Origin of the sequence: Lysobacter sp. yr284 (assembly GCF_900107375.1) — a bacterium.
In the GTDB taxonomy this organism is placed as follows: domain Bacteria; phylum Pseudomonadota; class Gammaproteobacteria; order Xanthomonadales; family Xanthomonadaceae; genus Lysobacter.
Genome location: NZ_FNPT01000009.1, coordinates 1 through 20,221, shown reverse-complemented (window position 1 = coordinate 20,221; position 20,221 = coordinate 1). Strand labels below are relative to the sequence as shown.

The following is a 20,221-nucleotide window of genomic DNA, read 5'->3' as shown; positions in this document are numbered from 1 at the left end:
AACGAAGGGACGCAGCCGGCGGCCGGATCAGGACGCCGCCGGCTGCGGCTGCGGCGGCGCGTCGTGCGTACGCCAGCGCGCCCACAGCCATTCCTCGACATCGCGCATGCAGCTGAACAACACCGGCATGAACACCAGGCTCAGCGCGGTCGAGGACACCAGCCCGCCGATCACCGCGATCGCCATCGGCGCGCGGAACGCGGCGTCCAGGCCGGCGCCGATCGCGGTCGGCAGCATGCCGGCGGCCATCGCCAGCGAGGTCATCACGATCGGCCGCGCGCGCACCCGGCACGCCTCGACGATGGCCTCGCGCCGCGGCGCGCCGGCGCGCATGCGCTCGAGCATGTAGTCAACCAGCAGGATCGAGTTCTTGTCTGCGATCCCCATCAACATCAGCACGCCGATCATCGCCGGCAGGCCGAACTCGGTCCCGGTCAGGAACATCAGCGCGAACGCGCCGCCGATCGACAGCGGCAGCGCGGCCATGCGGGTCAGCGGTTGCAGCCAGTCGCGATACAGCAACACCTGCACCGAGTACACCAGCAGCAGGCCCGCGCCGATGGCCTTGAGGAAGCTGGCCATCAACTCGCCCATGAACTCGGCGTCGCCGGTGTCGAGCACGCTGACCGAGCGCGGCAGCTCGCGCATCGCCGGCAGCGCGCGGATGCGTTCCAGCGCGGTGCCCAGGGCGATGCCGTCGAGGTTGGCACTCAGGTCGATGCGGCGCTGGCGGTCGTAGCGTTCGATCGTGGTCGGGCCGACGCCGAAGCGCAGCGTCGCCACCGCCGCCAACGGCACGCTGCCGCCGTCGGCGGTGGCCAGCTTGAGGTTCTCCAGCACGCCCAGGTCGCGGCCGAACTCGCGCGGCAGGCGCACCCGGATCGGCACCTGGCGGTGGTCGTAGTCGAACTTGGCCAGGCGGTTGTCGTTGTCGCCGATGGTGGAGATGTTGATCGCATCGCCGATCTGCTGCGCGGTGATGCCCAGTTGCGCGGCCTTGGCCGAGTCGACGTTGACGGTGATCTCCGGCTGCTGCTGGCCGCTGTCGCTGCCGACGCTGCTCAATCCCTTCAGCCCGCGCATCTGCCGCTCCAGCGCCTCGGCGGCGCGGGCCAGGTCGGCCGGGTCTTCGCTGACCAGCGACAACGTCAGGTCCTTGCTGCCGGTGGCGTTGTCGAAGCGCGCGCGCAGGTCCGGCAGCGCTTCCAGCTGCGGCAGCATGGCGTTGCCGAAAGCGCGTTCGTCGAGCGCGCGTTCGTGCGCCGGCACCAGCTTGGCCAGCACCGTGGCGCGGTTGACCCCGCCGTCGCCGGTGCCGGCGGTGGTCAGCGCATAGGCCACTTCCGGCCGCGCCTTGAGGATGCGCGCGACCTGCTGCGCGGCCGCGTCGGTGTCGGCCAGGCTGCTGCCGCGCGGCAATTCGACGCTGACGCTGGCCTGGCCGAAGTCCTGGTACGGCATGAAGCCGCTGGGCAGCAGCGGCACCAGCGCGAACGAGGCGGCCAGCGTGGCCACCGCGATCGCCACCGTCTTCAGGCGGTGGCGCAGGGTCCATTCCACCGCCGCCAGGTAGCGCCGCGTCCACGGCCCGTCGCCTTGCTCGTGCCCATGCCTGGGCATGCGCAACAGGCGCGAGGCCAGCATCGGCGTGATCAGCCGCGCCACCGCCAGCGAGAAGAACGCGGCGATCGCCACGGTCAGGCCGAACTGCTTGAAATACTGGCCCGGCAAGCCGTCCATCAAGCCCACCGGCAGGAACACCGCGCAGATCACCAGGGTCGTGGCCACCACCGCCAGGCCGATCTCGTCGCTGGCGACCAGCGCCGCCTCGCGCGGGCCGCGGCCCTCGCGCATGTGCCGGTGGATGTTCTCGATCTCGACGATGGCGTCGTCGACCAGCACGCCGGTAACCAGCGACACCGCCACCAGGCTGACGAAATTGAGGGTGAAGCCCAGCCACTGCATGCACAGGAAGGTCGGGATGATCGACAGCGGGATGGTCAGCGCCGCGATCGCGGTCGCGCGGCGGTCGCGCAGGAACGCGAACACCACCAGCACGGTCAGGATCGTGCCTTCCCCGAAGGTGTACATGGTCGAGCGGAAACCGGTCTCGGTCAGCTCGACCAGCGAGAAGATGCGGCGGAACTTGAGGTCGCCGCGGCGCTGCTGCAGTTCGTCCAGGCGCTGCTGCACCGAGCGCGCGACCGACACCTCGCTGGCGGCGCGACTCTTGTACACCGAGAAGGTCACCGCCGGGCGCCCGTCCAGGCGGGTCACCGAGCGCGCCTCGGCGCCGCCGTTGGCGACCGTGCCCAGATCGCCGAGCTTGACCTCGCGCCCGCCCGCCACGGCGATGCGCAACTCGCGCAATTGCTCGACGGTGGCGGCGCGGCCGACCGTGCGCAGCGCGTACTCGGTGCCCTGCAGCAGCACCCGGCCGCCGGGCACGTCGGTCTGGGTCTGGGCGAGCTGGCGACTGACTTCGGCCGCGGTCACGCCCAGCGCGGACAGCGTGGCCGGGTCCAGGGTCACGCCGATCTCGCGGTCGATGCCGCCGCCGCGCTGCACCCGCGCCACGCCGACGATGGACAGCAGTTCGCGGTGCAGGCTGTCGTCGATGAACCAGCTCAGCTCCTCGGCGCTCATCTCCGGCGCCTCGACGCTGTAGACCAGGATCGCCTCGCCGTTGTCCTCCGAACGCTGCACCACCGGCTCTTCCATCGTCGTCGGCAGCTGGTTGCGGACCTTGGCGACCGCGTCGCGGGTGTCGTTGACCGCGCGGTCGATGTCGGTCTCCAGGGCGAACTCGATCGTGGTCAGCGACACGCCCTCGACGATCTTCGAGCTGACGTGGCGCACGCCCTGCAGCGAGGCCAGCGAGCCCTCGACCTTGCGGGTGATCTGGTTCTCGATCTCCGACGGCGGCGCGCCCGGCTGCACCAGTTGCACGGTCACCACCGGCATGGCCACGTTGGGCATGTTGGTGATCGGCAGCTCCAGGAACGCCAGCAGGCCGGCGATGGTCAGCAGCGCGAACAGCAGGATCGACGGGATCGGGTTGCCGATCGACCAGGCGGACAGGCTCTTGCGCATGTCAGCGGCGCGCCTGGGTCAGCGCGACGATGTCGCCGTCGCGCAGGAACGGCCCGGCCTTGGCGACGACGCGCTCGCTGGCGCCGATCGCCGCGACCACCACGTGCTCGGGCGTGCGCGCGACCACCTCCACCGGCAACCGCCGCACCGCGTTGCCGGCGCGCACCGACCACACGAACGCGCCGGCGGCGTCCTGCTGCAGCGCGCTGCCCGGCAACACCCAGCCTTCGACCTGGGCCACGGTGATGGCGGCCTCGCAGAACATCCCGACCGCGGCGCGGTGCGCGCTCTCGCCGGGGCGCTGCAGGGCGATGCGCACGCTGGCCGAGCGGCTGGCGCTGTCCACGCGCGGGGCGATCAGGCGGATCTCGCCCTGCACCGGCGCGCTCTCGCCGGCCAGGCGCAGACTCGCCGGCAGCCCGACGCGCAGGCGCGCGACCTGACGCTCGGGCACGCTGGCCTCCATCTCCACCAGCCCGTCCTTGGCCAGCTTGAACAAGGGCTCGCTGAAGCTGGTCAGCCCGCCGATGGCGGCGCTGCGCTCGTAGATCAGCCCGTCGGTCGGCGCGACGATGCGCGCGCGGCGCACGCTCAGCTCGGCGTTTCGCAGGTTCGCCAGCGCCACCTGGTAGGCCGCGTTCTTCTGCGCGACGAACTCGCGGCTGACCGCGCCGGAGGGCTGCAGCGACTGCACCCGCTCGTACTCGCCGCGGGTGCGCTCGTACTCCGAGCGCAGGCCGGCGCTCTGGATGGTGAGGTTGGAACTGTCCAGCACCGCCAGCAGCTGGCCTTTCCTGACGTAGTCGCCGACGTCGGCGTGGATCTCGCGCACCTGCTGGCCGGCCAGCTCCGGCACCACCACCACGTTCTCGCGCGGCACGGTCGCGCCGACCACGGCGATGGCGTCGTCGACCGCGCGCTTGTCCGCGGCGACCACGCTGACGGTGAGCACCGGCGCGGCGATGGTCGCGGCCGCGGCCGGCTGCGGTCGTCCGGCCAGGCCGAACCAGGCGACCGCGCCGACCACGGCCAGCGCGATGCCGATTCCCAGGTAGCTGCGAGTGGCGCTCATTGCATCGAGTCTCTTGGAGGATGGAGCGGTCCGCGCGCGCCGCGGCGCCGCCCCCCTGCGGGAGCGGCGCCGCGCACGGCGTCGGGATCAGGCGGCTTGCGCTTCCAGCAGTTCCTGCAATTCGCAGAACTTCTGGTTGAAGGCCTTGACGATGTCGCGCGAGGAACCGAACTCATAGCCCGACTGGCGATAGAAATAGCGCAGCACTTCGAACTCGCTGTCGCTTTCCGAGCCGCTCATCAGGTAGTCGATGAATTCCATCGATCCGCGCTCGTGGACGAAATTCCAGGTCACCGAGATCGAGTCCTCGACCACGATCACGTCGTGCAGCCAGCCGTGCGGGATGTAGATCACCTCGCCCGGACGGATGAAGCCGTGGTAGTCCGGCTCGACCGCGAGCCGGCCCAGGTCGGCGCCGCGCACGTCGATGAAGCCGCCGAACGAGCTGCCGTCCTGGCGGCGCGCGGCCAGTTCCTCGGCGCGCGAGGGGTGGTACATCGCCACTTCCTTGACCCCGTGGAACTGCGCCACCACCGCGTCGCTGCAGAACGGGTCGCGGTGCATGCGGGTGCGCGCGCCGCGCGCGGACACCAGGATGCCGCGGTACGGAAACGCATCGACGGTGGCGTCGGACTGCGCCCGCGCCGGCACCAGCAGGCCTTGCCGGGGCAGGAACGAGGGCATGCGCCAGCGCAGCGCCAGGCGGGCGAAAGCCTCGTCGCCCCAGGCGTGGTCGACGCCCTTGAGCTGGTTGTACCAGCGCACGTACGGCACGCCCTCGCGGTAGTCGCCGGGATGGCCGAACTGGCGGTCGAGGTAGTCGGCCAGGGTCGCCACTTCCTGCAGGTCGAACAGCGCGTCGTAGACCTGCACCGGCAGGTCGCCCAGGTCGGCGCGGAACGCCGCCGGGGTCCAGCGCGCCGGGTCGAAGTCGAGGTCGCGCACCACCACCGGGCGGTTGCGCTGCACGTAGTCGGCGACGAAGCCCGCTTCGTCGAGCGCGTCGAGCACGGTCAGCGGTTTCATGCCGGCGCGCCCTGCGCCGCCGCCAGCGGCGCCAGCAGTTCGGCCAGTTCCGGCCGGTGCTCGGCGCGCAGGTCCACCGCGATGGCGATGATCTCCAGCGCGCGCGCCAGCACGTCGGGTTCGATGGTCAGCGCCGGCATCAGCTTGAGCACCTGCCCGCGCGGACCGCAGCACTCCACCACCAGCCCGCGCTCGAAGCAGGCCTGGATCACCGCGGCGGTGTCCTGCTCGGCGTGGAATTCCAGGCCCTGCATCAGGCCCAGGCCGCGGACCTGGCGGACCATCGCCGGATGCGCATCGGCGATGGCCTCCAGCGCGCGGCGGATGCCGGCTTCCTTGTCGGCCAGCTCGCGCTCGAACGCGTGGCCGTCCCAGTAGCGGCGCAGCGCTTCGGCGGCGGCGACGAAGGCCAGGTTGTTGCCGCGGAAGGTGCCGTTGTCCTCGCCCGGCGACCAGGCGTCGATGCCCGGACGCACCAGCAGCAGCGCCATCGGGAAGCCCATGCCGCCGATCGACTTGGACAGGCACACCAGGTCCGGCTCGATCTGCGCGCGCTCGAAGCTGAAGAAGCGGCCGGTGCGGCCGCAGCCGGCCTGGATGTCGTCGACGATCAGCAGGATGCCGAACTCGGCGGTCAGCTCGCGCAGCTTGCGCAGCCATTGCACCGAGGCGACGTTGAGGCCGCCCTCGCCCTGCACCGATTCCAGGATCACCGCCGCCGGCAGGTCCAGGCCCGAGCTGTGGTCTTCCAGCAGCTTGCGCAGGAAATCGACCGTATCGACCTCGCCCAGGTAGCCGTCGTACGGCAGCCGCGACACCGAACCGTAGCCCACCGCCTGGCGGTGGTAGCGGTTGGCGGTGAGGTTCAGCGACACGCCGGTCATGCCGTGGAAGGCGTTGGTGAAGGCGACCACGTTCTGGCGGCCGGTGACCTTGCGCGCCAGCTTGATCGCCGACTCGACCACGCTGGTGCCGGTCGGGCTGGTGAACTGCAGGCGGTAGTCCAGCCCGCGCGGCTGCAGGATCAGGCGCTGGAAGGTCTCGATGAAATCGCGCTTGGCCTGCGAGTGCAGGTCCAGGCTCATCATGATGTTGTCGCCGCCGATGTAGTCCAGCACCGCCTGCTTGATCGCTTCGTTGTTGTGGCCGTAGTTGAGCGCGCCGGCGCCGCACAGGAAGTCGATGAACGCCTCCCCGCGTTCGTCGTAGAGGTAGCTGCTCTTGGCGCGGGCGAACACCACCGGGAATTCGCGGCAGTACGAGCGGGCTTGCGATTCGTATTTCTCGAAGGCTTCCAGTGCGTTGGCGTTCATGTGGATCCCCATTTTGGTTGTCGTCGGCCGCCGTTGCGGCGGTCCCCATTGCCGATCATCGATACCGAAAAACGTCCGCCGCGCGCGGCGCGGCCTTACCAGCGAAAACGCAAGCGCGCCACCAGCAGCGCCAGCGCCGACCAGCCCATCAGGCCGGCGATCTGCGGCAGCACCTTGCCCAGGTCGGCGAAGCCCACCGAATCGAACAAGATCGCCTGCAGCGCGGTGTTGAACTGCGCCAGCGGCGTGCCGACCGCGACCCACTGCACCCATTCGGGCAGCGCCTTGACCGAGAAGAACACCCCGCCCAGCAGGATCAGCGGCATCTGCACGAAGTTGGTGATGCCGGTGAAGGCGGTCACCGACGGGCTGATGGTGGCGAAGGCCAGCCCCATGGCCAGGAACGACACCGCGCCCAGGGTCAGCACGAACAGCAGCAGCAGGTAGTTGATGTCGAACGGCACCCCGAAGACGAAGATGCCGAGCAGGTACAGCGAGGCCGCGACGCTGTAGGCGATCATCATCCGCGACATGAACAGCCCGGCCAGGAACGGCACCGGCGAGACGTCGATGGTCTTGATGTTCTTGTACAGGCCGTGGTGCTCTTCCTCGATCAGCAGCGCGCCGAAGCCGTTGAGGCCGACGATCAGCAAGGTCATGCCGATCAGGCCCGGCAGCAGGCTGATGATCTTGGAGCCGAACTTGCCGATTGCCACGGTCTCCTGCTGCGGCCCGGCCGGCACCGCGCCCTGGCGGTAGTAGCCGTCGAGCACGCTTTGCAGCGCGGTGTTCTCGACCCGGTTCTCGGCCAGCGAGTTGGCGTACAGGCGCGCCGGCGCGCCGGCGCCGGGCGCGGCGAACTCCAGGTAGTGCTTGAGCTGGTTGTTCTGCAGCGCCTCGCGCGCCGGCGTGGCGGCGTCGCCGTAGCGCTCCAGCTTCACCAGCTCGTGCTTGTCCAGGTAGGCCACCAGCGCCTTGGCCTCGGCCGTGGCGGCGTCGCCGCCGTAGCTCAGGGCGATGCGCGAGTCGCCGGCATAGCCCACGCCCAGCAGCAGCAGCACCGGCAGCACGTAGCAGAAGAACAGCGCGCTCTTGTCGTAGGAGATCTGCAGCATGCGCAGTTTGAAGAACACCCAGGTCTTGCCGATCATTCGCGCGGATCCTTGGCGGTGTGCGAAAGGAACACGTCCTCGAGGCTGGGACGGTCGATGTCGAAGTTGATGACGTCGATGCGCTGGCTCTGGCTCCGTTCCAGGATGCTGCGCATGGTCTGCGCCACCTCGCGCGTGGTCACGCGCAGGCGGTCGTTCTGGTCGTCCCAATGCAGGTCGGTGGCGTCGGCCAGGTCCTGCACGTACTCGAGCTTGAACTGGCCCTTGGCGAACTGGAACTGGATCGCCTGGCGCGCCTGCATGCCGCTGACCAGCTCGGCCGGGTTGCCCTGGGCGATGACCCGACCGTCGTTCATGATCATGATCTCGTCGCACAGGCGCTCGGCCTCTTCCATGTAGTGCGTGGTCAGGATCACGGTCTTGTTCGGGTCCTGCTTGAGCTGCTCGATGAACTCCCAGGTCAGGTGGCGGCTGTGCGGGTCCAGCGCCGATGTCGGCTCGTCGAGGAAGATCACGTCCGGGTCCTCGAGCAGGGCGATGGCGATCGACAGGCGCTGCTTCTGCCCGCCCGACAGCTCGTCGACCTTGAACTTGAGCTTGTCGCTGAGCCCAAGCCGCTGCAGCAGCCACTCGATCGACTGGCCCTTGCGCGGCGGCCCGCCGGCGCGGCGCAGCTGCTGGTAGAACTTCAGCAGCTGGGCCACGCTGAGGAACTGGAAGTAGTTGTTCTGCTGCAGCTGCACGCCGATGCGCGGCTGGATCTTGCGGATCTGCGTGGCCACGTCCATGCCCAGCAGGTTGATCGAGCCGGAGGTGATCGGCACGATCCCCTCGATCATGCCGAGCAAGGTGGTCTTGCCGGCGCCGTTGGGGCCGAGGATGCCGAAGCAGCTGCCCTGGCGGACCTTGAAGCTCATGCCTTTGACGGCCTGGAAATCGCCGTAGCTCTTGCGGACATCGTGCACTTCGAGCGAGTGGATCATGGAGCCTCCAGCGAGTCGGGTTCGGCCGCCGCGGCGAGGATTTCGCCGCGGCAGGCGGCTTCGAGCGCGGCCTGCGCCGCCTCGGGGTCGTCGCTGCGGCAAGCGCAGTGCACGATCAAACGTCCCTCGGCGACCGCGGCCTCGAACAGCAGGCCGCGGAAGTCGCCGAGCTTGGCCAGCAGGTAGCCCTCGTCCAGCCCCGCCGCGACCGCGGAGGCGGCCTCGGTCTGGAAGTTGAACTGCACTTCCTCGGCCAGCGCCGGCAAGGTCGGCGCGCGCGTCGCGTCCGCGTCCGCCGCTTCCAGGGTCGCGTAGTGCAAGCCCTGGCTTTGCAGGAACGCGGTGCGGTCGGACAGCTCCACCAGGCTGGTGTCGGCGGCGACCGCGAACGGGATCTTGTCCAGGCACAGCCCGAACAGGTCGAAGTAGTTGCGTTCGCCCAGTTCGCGGCCGTGGTGGTTGAGCACGATGCTGACCCGCTCCAGCCCGGTCAGTCCCAATGCCCAGCGCTTGAAGGTCTCGAACGCTTGCTCCGCCGCGGTGCCGTTCGCGGCCACCGCAACGCTGGCCGCGAACACCCGCAGCGGCTGCGCGGCGCGCGCCTGCAGGCGTTGCGCAGTGGCCTGCAGCGCCTGCGCCAGCGCGGCGTGGCCGAGCACCTGGTCGGCGGCCTCGCGCGCTTGCGGCGTGCAGGCGGCCTGCACGGCGCGCAGGTAGTCGCGGTAGCCGTGTTTCGGCGCCTGCGCCTGCCGCCACAGGTGCTGCAGCAGGCGTTCGCGCAGCACCCGCGCCGAGACGCCGTCCCAGATCAGGTGATCGACCGCGAACACCAGGCAATGGCGGGTATCGGACAGCGACACCCAGCCGGCGCTGTAGGCCAGCGGCGCGCCGCTGCCGTCGCGGTGCAGCGCTTCGACCAGTTCGGCCAGCTCCAGGTCCTGGCGCAGGCGGTCGGCGCCGCGCAGGTCCAGGTGCGGCAGCGGCGCGGCCGCCAGCGCCTGCGGCGCGAGCAACCGCCATTGCGCCTCCTGGTTGCGCGGCATCGCCCGCAGCAGTTCCTGCTCGGCGCACAGCGCGGCGAAGGCGGCGCGCAGTTCGGCGGCGTCGTACCAACCGGCGATCTCGAACACCTCGACGCTGTCGCGGCGGTTCCAGGCCAGCAGGCTGCGCTGCATCGCGCCGAAGCCGAAGTCCTCGGCCGGCGGCGCGGCCTGCAGCGCCTGCCGCCACTGCGCGCGTTGCGCATCGAACTGCGCCACCGCCGGCAGCGCCGGCGGCGGCAAGGCCAGTGCCGCCGGCCCGGCGAGTTCGAACGCAGCTGCGGCCGCGGCCGGATCGTCCTGGATGCGGACGAAATCCGGCGCGTCTTCGGCCACCGCCAGCACGCGCTGCAGTTCGCTGCGCCGCGCCGGCTCGTCGCCTTCGCGCGCCAGCAGCAGCACGCTGCGCGCCGGCCCGGCCGGGTCCAGCGCCACGCGCCGGTGCGCCCAGCCCTGCCCGCGCAGCCACTCGTCCACGCCGACCGCGCGCGGCGTCGCCGCTTCGGCCAGCGCCTTGACCGTGCGTAGCTGGTAGACGTCGGTGACGCTGAAGTCCAGGTCGCGCTCGCGCAGGCGGCCGAGCATGCGGATCAGCAGGATCGAGTTGCCGCCGAGCTCGAAGAAACTGTCGTCGCGGCCGACCTGCGGCAGCTCCAGCAGTTCCTGCCAGGTTTCGGCGATGGCGCGTTCGGCCGCGCTGGCCGGCGCCTCGTACTCGGCCTGCTGCAGCGCCGCCATCGACGGCGCCGGCAGCGCGTTGCGGTCGACCTTGCCGTTGGCGTTGAGCGGCATCGCCTCCAGCATCACGATCGCCGCCGGCACCATGTAGTCCGGCAGCGCGTTGCGCAGGTGCGCCTTGAGCGCGTCCACGCCGACGCCCGCGCCGTCCTGGACCACGTAGGCCACCAATTGCTTGTCGCCATGGCCGAGCTCGCGCGCGGTCACGATCGCCTCGGTCACCGCCGGGTGCTGGGCCAGGCAGCTTTCGATCTCGCCCAGCTCGATGCGGAAGCCGCGGATCTTGACCTGGAAGTCCTTGCGCCCGACGTACTCGATGCCGCCGTCGGGCAGGCGCCGGCCGAGATCGCCGGTGAGGTACAGGCGCCGGTCGGCGTCGTGGCGCGCATAAGGATTGGGGCGGAACTTGCTTTCGGTCTCGTCCGGCCGGTTGAGGTAGCCGCGGCCGACCACCGGGCCGGACACGCCGATCTCGCCGACCGCGCCCAGCGGCACCAGCCGCAGTTCCTCGTCGACGATGTGCAGGTGCGCATTGGCCACCGGCGTACCGATCAGCACCCGCTCCACCGGCCCGAGGATCGGCTGGAACGACACGTCGTCGGAGCATTCGGCCGGGCCGTAGGCGTTCATCAGCGGCACGTCCGGGTATTGCTCGAACCAGCGCGCCACCAGCTCGCGCGGCAGCGCCTCGCCGGTCGGCAGCACCCAGCGCAGCGCCGGCAGCGGCTTGCGGTACGGCAGCACCGCCTGCATCACCGACGGCACCGGTTCCCACACAGTCACGCCCTGCGCATCGAGCCGGTCGAGCAGCGCGCCCGGGTCGCGGGTGGTCTCGCTGCCGATGATCGACACCCGCGCGCCCAGCAGCGGCGCGGTCAGGAACTGCCACACCGAGATGTCGAAGCACTGCGAGGCGGTCTGCGCGATCACGTCCTCGCCCGACAACGACAGCGGCGCGAACTTCGAGCGCATGTTGTTGATCATGCCGCGGTGCTCGATCATCACGCCCTTGGGCTTGCCGGTCGAACCCGAGGTGAAGATCACGTAGGCCAGGTCGTCCAGCGCCGGCAGCGGCAACGGCGCCGCATCGGCGACGACGGCCGCGTCCAGTTCGGCCAGGCTGCGCACGCGCTCGCCCTTCCACTTGCGCTTGAGCCAGCGCCGCTCCATCGCCAGCGCTTCGCCGACCCACAGCAGGCCCGGCTGGGCCTCGTCGAGGATCTCCAGCCAACGCTGCGGCGGGTGGGTCGGGTCCAGCGGCAGATAGGCCGCGCCCGCGCGCAAGGTGGCGACGATCATCGTCATCAGGTCGGTGCCGCGCTGGTCCAGCAGCGCGACGATGGTGCCGGGGCCGGCGCCCTGCGCGCGCAGGGTCTGCGCCAGCGCGGCCGAACGCGCTTCCAGTTCGGCGTAGGTCAAGCGCTGCTGTTCGCACTCCACCGCGATGCGATCGGGCGTCAGCGCGACCTGGTCGAGGAACATCCGCGGCCAGGTGCGGTCGATCAGCTCCGGCCGGTAGGTGTCGTTGAAGCCGTGCAGCAGCGCTTTTTCGTCCTCGCCGAGCAGTTCGATCGCGCGCACCGGGCGCGAGGCGTCGGCGGCCAGCGCCTGCAGTACGCGCGTCAGGTAGCCGATATGGCGGGCGATGGTGTCGCGGTCGAACAGCGCGGTCGCGTACTCCATGCTGCCGACGATGCGGCCGTCGGCCTCGGCCAGGTCCAGGGTCAGGTCGAACTTGGACAGCACGTACGGCGCGCGCTGCGGCGCCAGGGTCAGGCCGTCGAGCTGCAGCGCCTGGGTCGCCTCGGGCTTCCAGTTGATCATCACCTGGAAGATCGAGCTGTAGGCCAGGCTGCGCGGCGGCTGCACCACCTCGACCACCTGCTCGAACGGCATCTGCTGGTGGCGCTGGGCGCTGAGCGTGCGCTGGCGCACCTGCTCCAGCAGCTGCTCGCCGCTGGGATCGGCGGACAGGTCCACGCGCAGCGCCAGGGTGTTGATGAACAAGCCGATCAGCGGCTCGATCTCGAGCTGCATGCGGTTGGCGATCGGGCTGCCGACCACCAGGTCGCGCTGCCCGGACAGGCGCCCGAGCACCACCGACCACGCCGCCAGCAAGGTCATGAACAAGGTCGCGTCGCAGCGCCGGCTCAGCGCCTTGAGCGCGTCGGTCAGCTCGCGGTCGAGCTCGAACTCGTACACCGCGCCATCAAAGGCCTGCTGCGCCGGACGCGGCCGGTCGGTCGGCAGCTCCAGCAGCGCCGGCGCGCCGGCCAGCGCCTGCGCCCAGTAATCGACCTGCGACTGCAGGCGCTCGCCCGAGAGCCAGGCGTGCTGCCAGGCGGCGTAGTCGGCGTACTGCACCGGCAACGCCGGCAACGGGTCTTCGCCGCCGCCGCGGTAGGCGTTGTAGAGCGCGCCGAACTCGCGCAGGGTCACGTCCAGCGACCACTCGTCGGTGACGATGTGGTGCTGGGTGATCAGCACGGCGTGGTCGTCGTCGGCCAGCGCGACCAGGCGGCCGCGCGCCATCGGCCCGGCGGCGAGGTCGAACGGCGCGCAGGCCTCTTCGTCCATCAGCGCGCGCAAGCGCGCCTCGGCGTCGGCGACGCCGCGCAGGTCGCATTCGTCCAGGGCGAAGCCGGCGCCGGGCGGGTCGATCCGCTGCATCGGCTCGCCGTCGACCAGCACGAAGCGGGTGCGCAAGGTCTCGTGGCGGTCGACGATGCGGTCGAGCGCGCGGCGCAGCGCGGCGCGGTCGAGTTCGCCGCGCAGGCGCAGCACCGCCGGCACGTGGTAAGTCTCGGCCACGCCGTCCATCTGCGCCAGGAACCACAGCCGCTGCTGGGCGAACGACAGCGGCATCGGCGCACCGTCGCGCTTGACCGGCGCGATCGGCGGCAGCTCGCTGTCGATCGCCTGGGCGACCGCGCGGGCGAAATCCTCGAACACCGGGAAGGCGAACAGTTCGGCGATGTTGACCTCGACCTTAAGCTCGCGGCGCAGCCGCGCGACCACGCGCGCGGCCAGCAGCGAATGCCCGCCCAGGTCGAAGAAGGCATCGTCGCGGCCGACCCGCTCGACCTGCAGCAGTTCCTGCCAGATCCGCGCCAGCGCCAGTTCGATCCGGCCGACCGGCGCGCGGTAGGCGGCGCCTTCGGCCTGCACGTCCAGCGCCAGCAGCGCCTTGCGGTCGGCCTTGCCGTTGGCGCTCAGCGGCAGCGCGTCGAGCATCACGAACTGCGCCGGCACCATGTAGTCCGGCAGCAGCGCGCGCAGGTGGTCCTTCAGGGCCTCGGCCGGCAGCAGCCGGGCCAGCGCGACATAGGCGAACAGCTGCTTGTCGCCGCCGGCGCCCTCGCGCGCCAGCACCACCGCCTCGCGCACATCGGCGTGTTGCAGCAACGCGTTCTCGATCTCGCCCAGCTCGATGCGGAAGCCGCGGATCTTGACCTGGAAGTCGGTGCGGCCGAGGTAGTCGATGGCGCCGTCGGCGGCCCAGCGGCCGAGGTCGCCGGTGCGGTACATGCGCTCGCCGGGCACGAACGGATCGTCGCCGAAGCGATCGGCGGTGAGTTCGGGCTGGCCCAGGTAACCCCGCGCGACCTGCACACCGGCGATGTACAGCTCGCCGGTGGCGCCGGTCGGCGCGAGTTGGCCGAGCCGGTCGAGCACGTACATGCGGGTGTTGGCGATCGGCCGGCCGATCGGCACGCTGGCGCGCGCGTCGCCGGGCCGGCACGGCCACGCGGTCACGTCCACCGCGGCTTCGGTCGGGCCGTAGAGGTTGTGCAGTTCGGCGTTGGGCAGGTAGTCGTGGAAGCTGCGCGCCAGCGCCAGCGGCAGCGCTTCGCCGCTGCAGATCACCCGGGCGACGCGGCCGCAGCCGGCGACCGCCTCGGGGATGGCCAGGAACACCTGCAGCATCGAGGGCACGAAGTGCAGCGTGGTCACCCCGGCGTCGCGCACGACCTGGCCGAGGTAGGCCGGGTCCTTGTGCCCGTTCGGCCGCGCCATCACCAGCTTGGCGCCGACCATCAGCGGCCAGAAGAATTCCCACACCGAGACGTCGAAGCTGTACGGCGTCTTCTGCAGCACCGCGTCGCGTTCGCCCAGGCCGTATTCCTCCTGCATCCACAGCAGGCGGTTGACCACGCCGCGGTGTTCGTTGACCACGCCCTTGGGCCGGCCGGTGGAGCCGGAGGTGTAGATGACGTAGCAGGCGTCGTGCGGCTGGGCGTCGTCGTCTTCGGCCGCCAGCGCATGCTGCGGGTAGTCCATCCACTCGCGCTCGCGGTCCATGCACAGCAGTTCGATGCCGTCCAGCGGCAGGCCTTCGAGCGCCGCCGGCACCAGCGCGGCGTGGGTCAGCACCACCGGCGGCGCGCTGTTTTCCAGGATCCAGGCGACCCGGTCGCGCGGGTAGTCCGGGTCCAGCGGCACGTAGCAGCCGCCGGCCTTGAGCGTGGCGTACAGCGCCACCACCATGTCCACGCCGCGCTCCAGGCACAGCGCCACGCGGGTGCCGGCGCGCACGCCGCGCTCGCGCAGCCAGCGCGCCAGCGCGTTCGCGCGGGCGTCGAGCTGGGCGTAGGTCAGCACGCCGTCGTCGGCGGTGACCGCGATCCGGTACGGGGTCTCGCGCGCCTGCGCCTCGAACAGGTCGTGCAGGCGCAGCTGCTGCGGATAGTCGCGGCGCGCGCCGGCGCGGTCGAGCAAGAGCTGCTCGCGTTCGCGCGCGCCGATCACGTCCAGGCGCGCGACCGCGCCGGCCGGGTCGGCGATCATCGCCCGCAGGGTGTGTTCGAGATAGCCGGCCCAGCGTTCGGCGGTAGCCGCGTCCAGCAGCGCGCGGGCGTAGATCAGCGCGCCGCTGAGGCCGCCCTCGCCTTCGCCCAGCTCCAGCGCCAGCTCGAAGCCGGCGCGCGCGCGCGGCAGGCGTTGCAGGCGCGCGGCGCAGTCGCCGAGGGCGACCGCGTCGGCGCGCACGCCGCGCCAGTCGAACACGGCCTGGAACAACGGCGTGTGCGCCAGCGTCGGCGCGGGCTGCGCCGCTTCGACCACCTGCGCCAGGCTCGCCGGCGCCAGCGCGTCGACGTCGATGCGGGTCTGCAGCGCGGCGATCCAGCTGGCGACGTCGGCCGCCTCCGCCAATTCGATCCGCAGCGCGTGCAGATCGACCGCGCCGGCCGGCGCGTCGCCACGCGCGGCGTCGGCGCGGGTGCGGCCGAGGACGAAGTCGGATTGCCCGGACAGGCGCGCCAGCGCCGCGCTCCAGGCGGCCAGCACCACGGTTTCCAGGCTCGCGCCGTGGGCGGCGCCGAGCGCGCGCGCGGCGGCGGCGAGCGCGGCGTCCAGGCGCAGCGGCACCACCCCGCCTTCATCGTCCTGGCGCAACGGGCGGGCGCGGTCGAGCGGCAGCTCGATCAGCGCCGGCGCCGCGGCCAGGCGTTCGCGCCAGTAGCCGGCGTGTTCGTCGGCCAGCGCCGGCGCTTCGGCCGCGGCCGGCGGCGCCGGTCCGACCGCATCGCCCTCGCCTTCGGCGGCCTGGTGATACAGCCGGGCCAGTTCGGCCAGCGCGCGCTCGGGCTGCCAGTGGTCGGCCGCCAACGCGTGCACCACCAGCACCAGGGCGTGCTCGCGCTCGCCCAGGCGCAGCAGGCTCGCGCGCAACGGCGCGGCGTCGGCCAGATCGAACCCGGCGCATGCGGCCTGCTCGATGTGCGCGGCCAACGCATCCTCGCGATCCTGCGCTCCGCTCAGGTCGGCGAACTGCAGCGCCGCCATCGGCGCCGCCACCGGCGCGCGCAGCGGTTCCTGGTCGAATTCGGCCACGCGCAGGCGCAGCGCGTCGAAGCGCGCGGCCCACAATTGCAGCGCGCGGTCCAGCGCGGCGCGGTCGAAGCCGCCGTCCAGGCGCAGCGCGCAGGTCGCGTGGCGGGTGCGCGCGGCCTCGCGCTGCAACTGCCAGCGACGCAGCGCCGGCAGCGCCAGCGGCGTCCAGCCCGGTTCGCGCGCGGTGCGCGCCGGGCCGCGTCCGGCCAGCGCCTCGCCGACCGTGCGCGCCATATCCTTGAGCACCGACGCCTCGCCCAGCGCGGCCAGGGTCAGTTCGGCCTTGAGTTCGCGGCGCAGGCGCGCGAGCAGGCCCATCGCCTGCAGCCACTGGCCGCCGAGCTCGAAGAAATGATCGTCGCGGTGCACGCGTTCGAGCTGCAGCAGGTCTTGCCACATGCGCGCCAGCGCGACCTCGATGCGGCCGTTGGGCGCGCGTTCGCCGCGCGCCTGCGCGCGCACCGTCTGCGCCGCCAGTTCGGCGCGGTCGACCTTGCCGTTGGCGCTGAGCGGCAGCGCCTGCGCCAGCACGATCGCCGCCGGCACCATGTAGTCGGGCAGCAGCGCCTGCAGGTGCAGCTTGAGCGTGTCCGGCGAGACCGGCGCGGCGGCGACCACGAAGGCCACCAGTTGCTTGCCCTCGTGCGCGCCCGCGGCGGCGACCACCGCCGCCTCGCGCACCGCCGGATGCCGGGCCAGCGCGCTTTCGATCTCGCCCAGCTCGACCCGGAAGCCGCGGATCTTGACCTGGAAGTCCTTGCGCCCGACGTATTCGATGCGGCCGTCGCCCAGGCGCCGGCCGAGATCGCCGGTCAGGTACAGGCGGCCGTCGCGCTCGTGCGCGGCGTGCGGGTTGGCGACGAACGCGGCGCGGGTTTCCTCGGGACGGTGGAAGTAGCCGCGGCCTACCACCGGGCCGGACACCGCGATCTCGCCGACCGCGCCCAGCGGCGCCGGTTCCAGCGCGTCGTCGAGCACGTGCAGCGCGGCGTTGGCGACCGGCGCACCGATCGCGACCCGCGCCACCGGCGCCAGGATCGGCTCGAAGGCGACATCGTCGGAGCATTCGGCCGGGCCGTAAGCGTTCATCAGCGGCACCTGCGGGTACTGCTCGAACCAGCGCGCCACCAGTTCGCGCGGCAGCGCCTCGCCGGTCGGCAGCACCCAGCGCAGCGCCGGCAACGGCCGGGCATGCGGCAGCGCGGCCTGCATCACCGACGGCACCGGCTCCCACACGCTGACGCCGTGGCGTTCCAGCGCGTCGAGCAACGATTCGGGATCGCGCACGGTGTCGCTGTCGAGGATGCAGGTGCGCGCGCCCAGCAGCGGCGCGGTCAGCAGCTGCCACACCGAGATGTCGAAGCACTGCGAGGCGGTCTGCGCGATCACGTCGTCGGCCGACAGCGACAGCGGCGCGAACTTGGAGCGCATGTTGTTGACCATGCCGCGGTGTTCGATCATCACGCCCTTGGGCGTGCCGGTCGAACCCGAGGTGAAGATCACGTAGGCCAGATCGTCCAGCGCCGGCGCCGGCAGCGCCGGCGCGTCGACCGGCGCGGCCTCGCTCAGTTCGGCCAGGCTGCGCACGCGGCCGGTGGTGGCGCCGGTGTCGAGCTGTTCGTGCAGGTGCGTGAGCGAATCGCCGAGCAGCAGCAACTGCGGCTGGGCCTCGTCGAGGATCTCGCGCCAGCGCAGCGGCGGATGCGCCGGGTCCAGCGGCAGGTAGGCGGCGCCGGACTTGAGCACTGCGGCGATCGCCACCAACAGGTCGAGCCCGCGCTTGTCGAGCACCGCGACCACGCGCTCCGGTCCGGCACCGGCCTCGCGCAGCGCCGCGGCCAGGCGGCCGGCGCGGCGCTGCAGTTCGCCGTGGGTCAGGGTCTGCTCGCCGCACTGCGCGACGATGCGCTCGGGCGCGCGCGCGGCCTGGGCGTCGAACAGTTCGACCCAGGTCTGCGCATACAGTTCGGGCCGATGGGTGTCGTTGCACTGCGCGATCAGCGCGCGCTCGGCGGCGTCGAGCAGCGCCACGCGCCGCGCCGGCTGCGCCGGATCGGCCACCATCGCCCGCAGCACACGTTCGAAGTACCCCAGCCAGCGTTGCACGCTGGCGCGGTCGAACAAGGCGGTGGCGAATTCCACGCCGCCGCCGATGCAGCCCTCGCTTTCGCCCAGGTCCAGCGACAGGTCGAACTTGGCCGCCACCTGATCCGGCGCCTGCAGTTCGATGCGCAGATCGCGCGCGGACACTGCCTGGGCCTGTTCGCCGAGCCAGTTGAACATCACCTGGAACAGCGGCGTATGGGCCAGGCTGCGCGGCGGCTGCAGCGCCTCGACCACCTGCTCGAACGGCATCTGCTGGTGCGCCTGCGCTTCCAGCGTGCGCTGCTTCACCCGCTCGATCACCTGCGCCAGGCTCGGTTCGCCCGACAGGTCCACGCGCAGCGCCAGGGTGTTGACGAAGAAGCCGATCAGCGGCTCGACCTGCGCCTGCAGGCGGTTGGCGACCGGGCTGCCGATCACCACGTCGTGCTGCCCGGACAGGCGTCCCAGCACCAGCGCCCAGGCGCTGAGCAGGGTGGTGTACAAGGTCGTGCCGTGGTCCTGGCTGAGCCGCTTGAGCGCGTCGCTGAGCTCGCGGTCCAGGCGCACGCCGACCAGTTCGCCGTCGTAGCGTTGCTCGGCCGGACGCGGCCGGTCGGTCGGCAGTTCCAGCAGCGCCGGCGCGCCGGCCAGCGCGTCGCGCCAGTATTCGCCCTGGCGTTGCAGCCACTCGCCGCCGAGGTGGCGGCGCTGCCAGTCGACATAGTCGGCGTACTGCACCGCCAGCGGCGGCAGCGGGTCGTCCTGGCCGGCGCTGAAGGCGTCGTACAGCGCGACCAGTTCGCGGATGGTGAGCTCCAGCGACCACGCGTCGGTGACGATGTGGTGCATGCAGATGATCAGCGCGTGTTCGTCCGCGTCCAGCGCGACCAGGGCGCCGCGCGCGAGCGGGCCGGTCTCCAGGTCGAACGGCGCGGTGGTCTCGCGCTCGATCAGCGCGTGCAGGCGCGCCGGCGCGTCGTCGCGGCCGCGCAGGTCGTGTTCGCTGAGGGCGAAGCCGACCTGCGCCGGATCGATGCGCTGCACCGGGTCGTCGCCGAGCAGTTCGAAGCGGGTGCGCAAGGCTTCGTGGCGGGCGACGATGCGGTCCAGCGCGCGCTTCAGCGCGGCGCGGTCGAGCGCGCCGCGCAGGCGCAGCACGCCGGGCACGTGGTAGCTCTGGCTCACGCCCTGCATCTGTGACAGGAACCACAGCCGCTGCTGGGCGAACGACAGCGGCAGCGCGGCGTCGGCCGCGCGCGGCTGCGCGGCGATCGGCGGCAGCGTATCGCGGGCGGCGCCGCGCAGCTGCGTCGCCAATTCGGCCAGCACCGGCCGCTGCAGCAGGTCGGCGACGCCGACCTCCAGGCCCAGGCGTTCGCGCAGCTGCGCGGTGGCGCGCATCGCCAGCAGCGATTGACCGCCCAGAGCGAAGAAATCCGCGTCGATGCCGATGCGCTGCACCGGCAGCTTGAGCACCGCGGCCCAGACCTCGGCGATGGCGGTTTCGATCCCATCGCGCGGGGCGATGTACTCGCCCTGCCCGCCCGCGTCGGCCTCCGGCAGCGGCAGCGCCTTGGCGTCGAGCTTGCCGTTGTTGGTCAGCGGCAGCTGCGCCAGTTCCATCGTCGCCTGCGGCAGCATGTAGTCGGGCAGCGCGCGGCGCAGCTGTTCGCGCAGTTCGGCCAGGAACTCGGCCTGCGGTTGCGCGCGCGCGTCCTCGTGGCGGACCACCCAGGCCAGCAGGCGGCGGTCGGCGCCCTCGCCCGGCGCCAGCACCGCGGCGTCGCGCACGCCGGCGTGTTCGCGCAGGCGGTTCTCGATCTCGCCCAGTTCGATGCGGAACCCGCGCAGCTTGATCTGGCGGTCGCGGCGGCCGATGAACTCGATCCGGCCGTCGTCCAGCCAGCGGCCGTGGTCGCCGGTG

At 71.6% G+C, this 20,221-nt stretch carries 7 protein-coding genes; all 7 read right to left on the bottom strand.

Features of this window, described 5'->3' with window-relative positions:
• Positions 1–27: 27 nt before the first annotated feature.
• On the bottom strand, positions 28–3,093 hold the full coding sequence (locus BLV01_RS14670) for an efflux RND transporter permease subunit (RefSeq protein ID WP_091801015.1): 3,066 nt from the start codon (positions 3,091–3,093) through the stop codon (positions 28–30).
• A 1-nt stretch (position 3,094) separates the two neighbouring features.
• Positions 3,095–4,165, bottom strand: coding sequence for an efflux RND transporter periplasmic adaptor subunit (locus BLV01_RS14665; RefSeq protein ID WP_091801012.1), 1,071 nt, complete (start codon positions 4,163–4,165; stop codon positions 3,095–3,097).
• A gap of 87 nt (positions 4,166–4,252) precedes the next feature.
• A complete protein-coding gene (locus tag BLV01_RS14660; protein ID WP_091801009.1) occupies positions 4,253–5,191 on the bottom strand; it encodes a cupin-like domain-containing protein in 939 nt (312 codons plus the stop codon).
• Positions 5,188–6,504 carry a diaminobutyrate--2-oxoglutarate transaminase gene (gene ectB / locus BLV01_RS14655; protein WP_091801006.1) on the bottom strand — a complete coding sequence of 439 codons (1,317 nt, stop codon included), beginning with the start codon at positions 6,502–6,504 and terminating at the stop codon, positions 5,188–5,190. The genes BLV01_RS14660 and ectB overlap by 4 nt, the downstream gene beginning before the upstream one ends.
• 95 nt (positions 6,505–6,599) lie before the next feature.
• Complete coding sequence (locus BLV01_RS14650; RefSeq protein WP_217633518.1) at positions 6,600–7,655, bottom strand: ABC transporter permease; 1,056 nt, start codon at positions 7,653–7,655, stop codon at positions 6,600–6,602.
• Positions 7,652–8,599, bottom strand: coding sequence for an ABC transporter ATP-binding protein (locus tag BLV01_RS14645; protein WP_091801003.1), 948 nt, complete (start codon positions 8,597–8,599; stop codon positions 7,652–7,654). The genes BLV01_RS14650 and BLV01_RS14645 overlap by 4 nt, the downstream gene beginning before the upstream one ends.
• On the bottom strand, positions 8,596–20,221 hold an 11,626-nt coding region (locus BLV01_RS14640; protein WP_139178704.1), incomplete at its 5' end, for a non-ribosomal peptide synthetase. The genes BLV01_RS14640 and BLV01_RS14645, both read right to left, overlap by 4 nt.

What these genes read in the sequence shown, in the direction of transcription:
- BLV01_RS14665 (WP_091801012.1), bottom strand. Translation starts at nt 4,165, where the DNA reads ATGAGCGCCACTCGCAGCTACCTGGGAATCGGCATCGCGCTGGCCGTG.
- BLV01_RS14650 (WP_217633518.1), bottom strand. Translation starts at nt 7,655, where the DNA reads ATGATCGGCAAGACCTGGGTGTTCTTCAAACTGCGCATGCTGCAGATC.
- BLV01_RS14645 (WP_091801003.1), bottom strand. Translation starts at nt 8,599, where the DNA reads ATGATCCACTCGCTCGAAGTGCACGATGTCCGCAAGAGCTACGGCGAT.
- BLV01_RS14660 (WP_091801009.1), bottom strand. Translation starts at nt 5,191, where the DNA reads ATGAAACCGCTGACCGTGCTCGACGCGCTCGACGAAGCGGGCTTCGTC.
- ectB (WP_091801006.1), bottom strand. Translation starts at nt 6,504, where the DNA reads ATGAACGCCAACGCACTGGAAGCCTTCGAGAAATACGAATCGCAAGCC.
- BLV01_RS14670 (WP_091801015.1), bottom strand. Translation starts at nt 3,093, where the DNA reads ATGCGCAAGAGCCTGTCCGCCTGGTCGATCGGCAACCCGATCCCGTCG.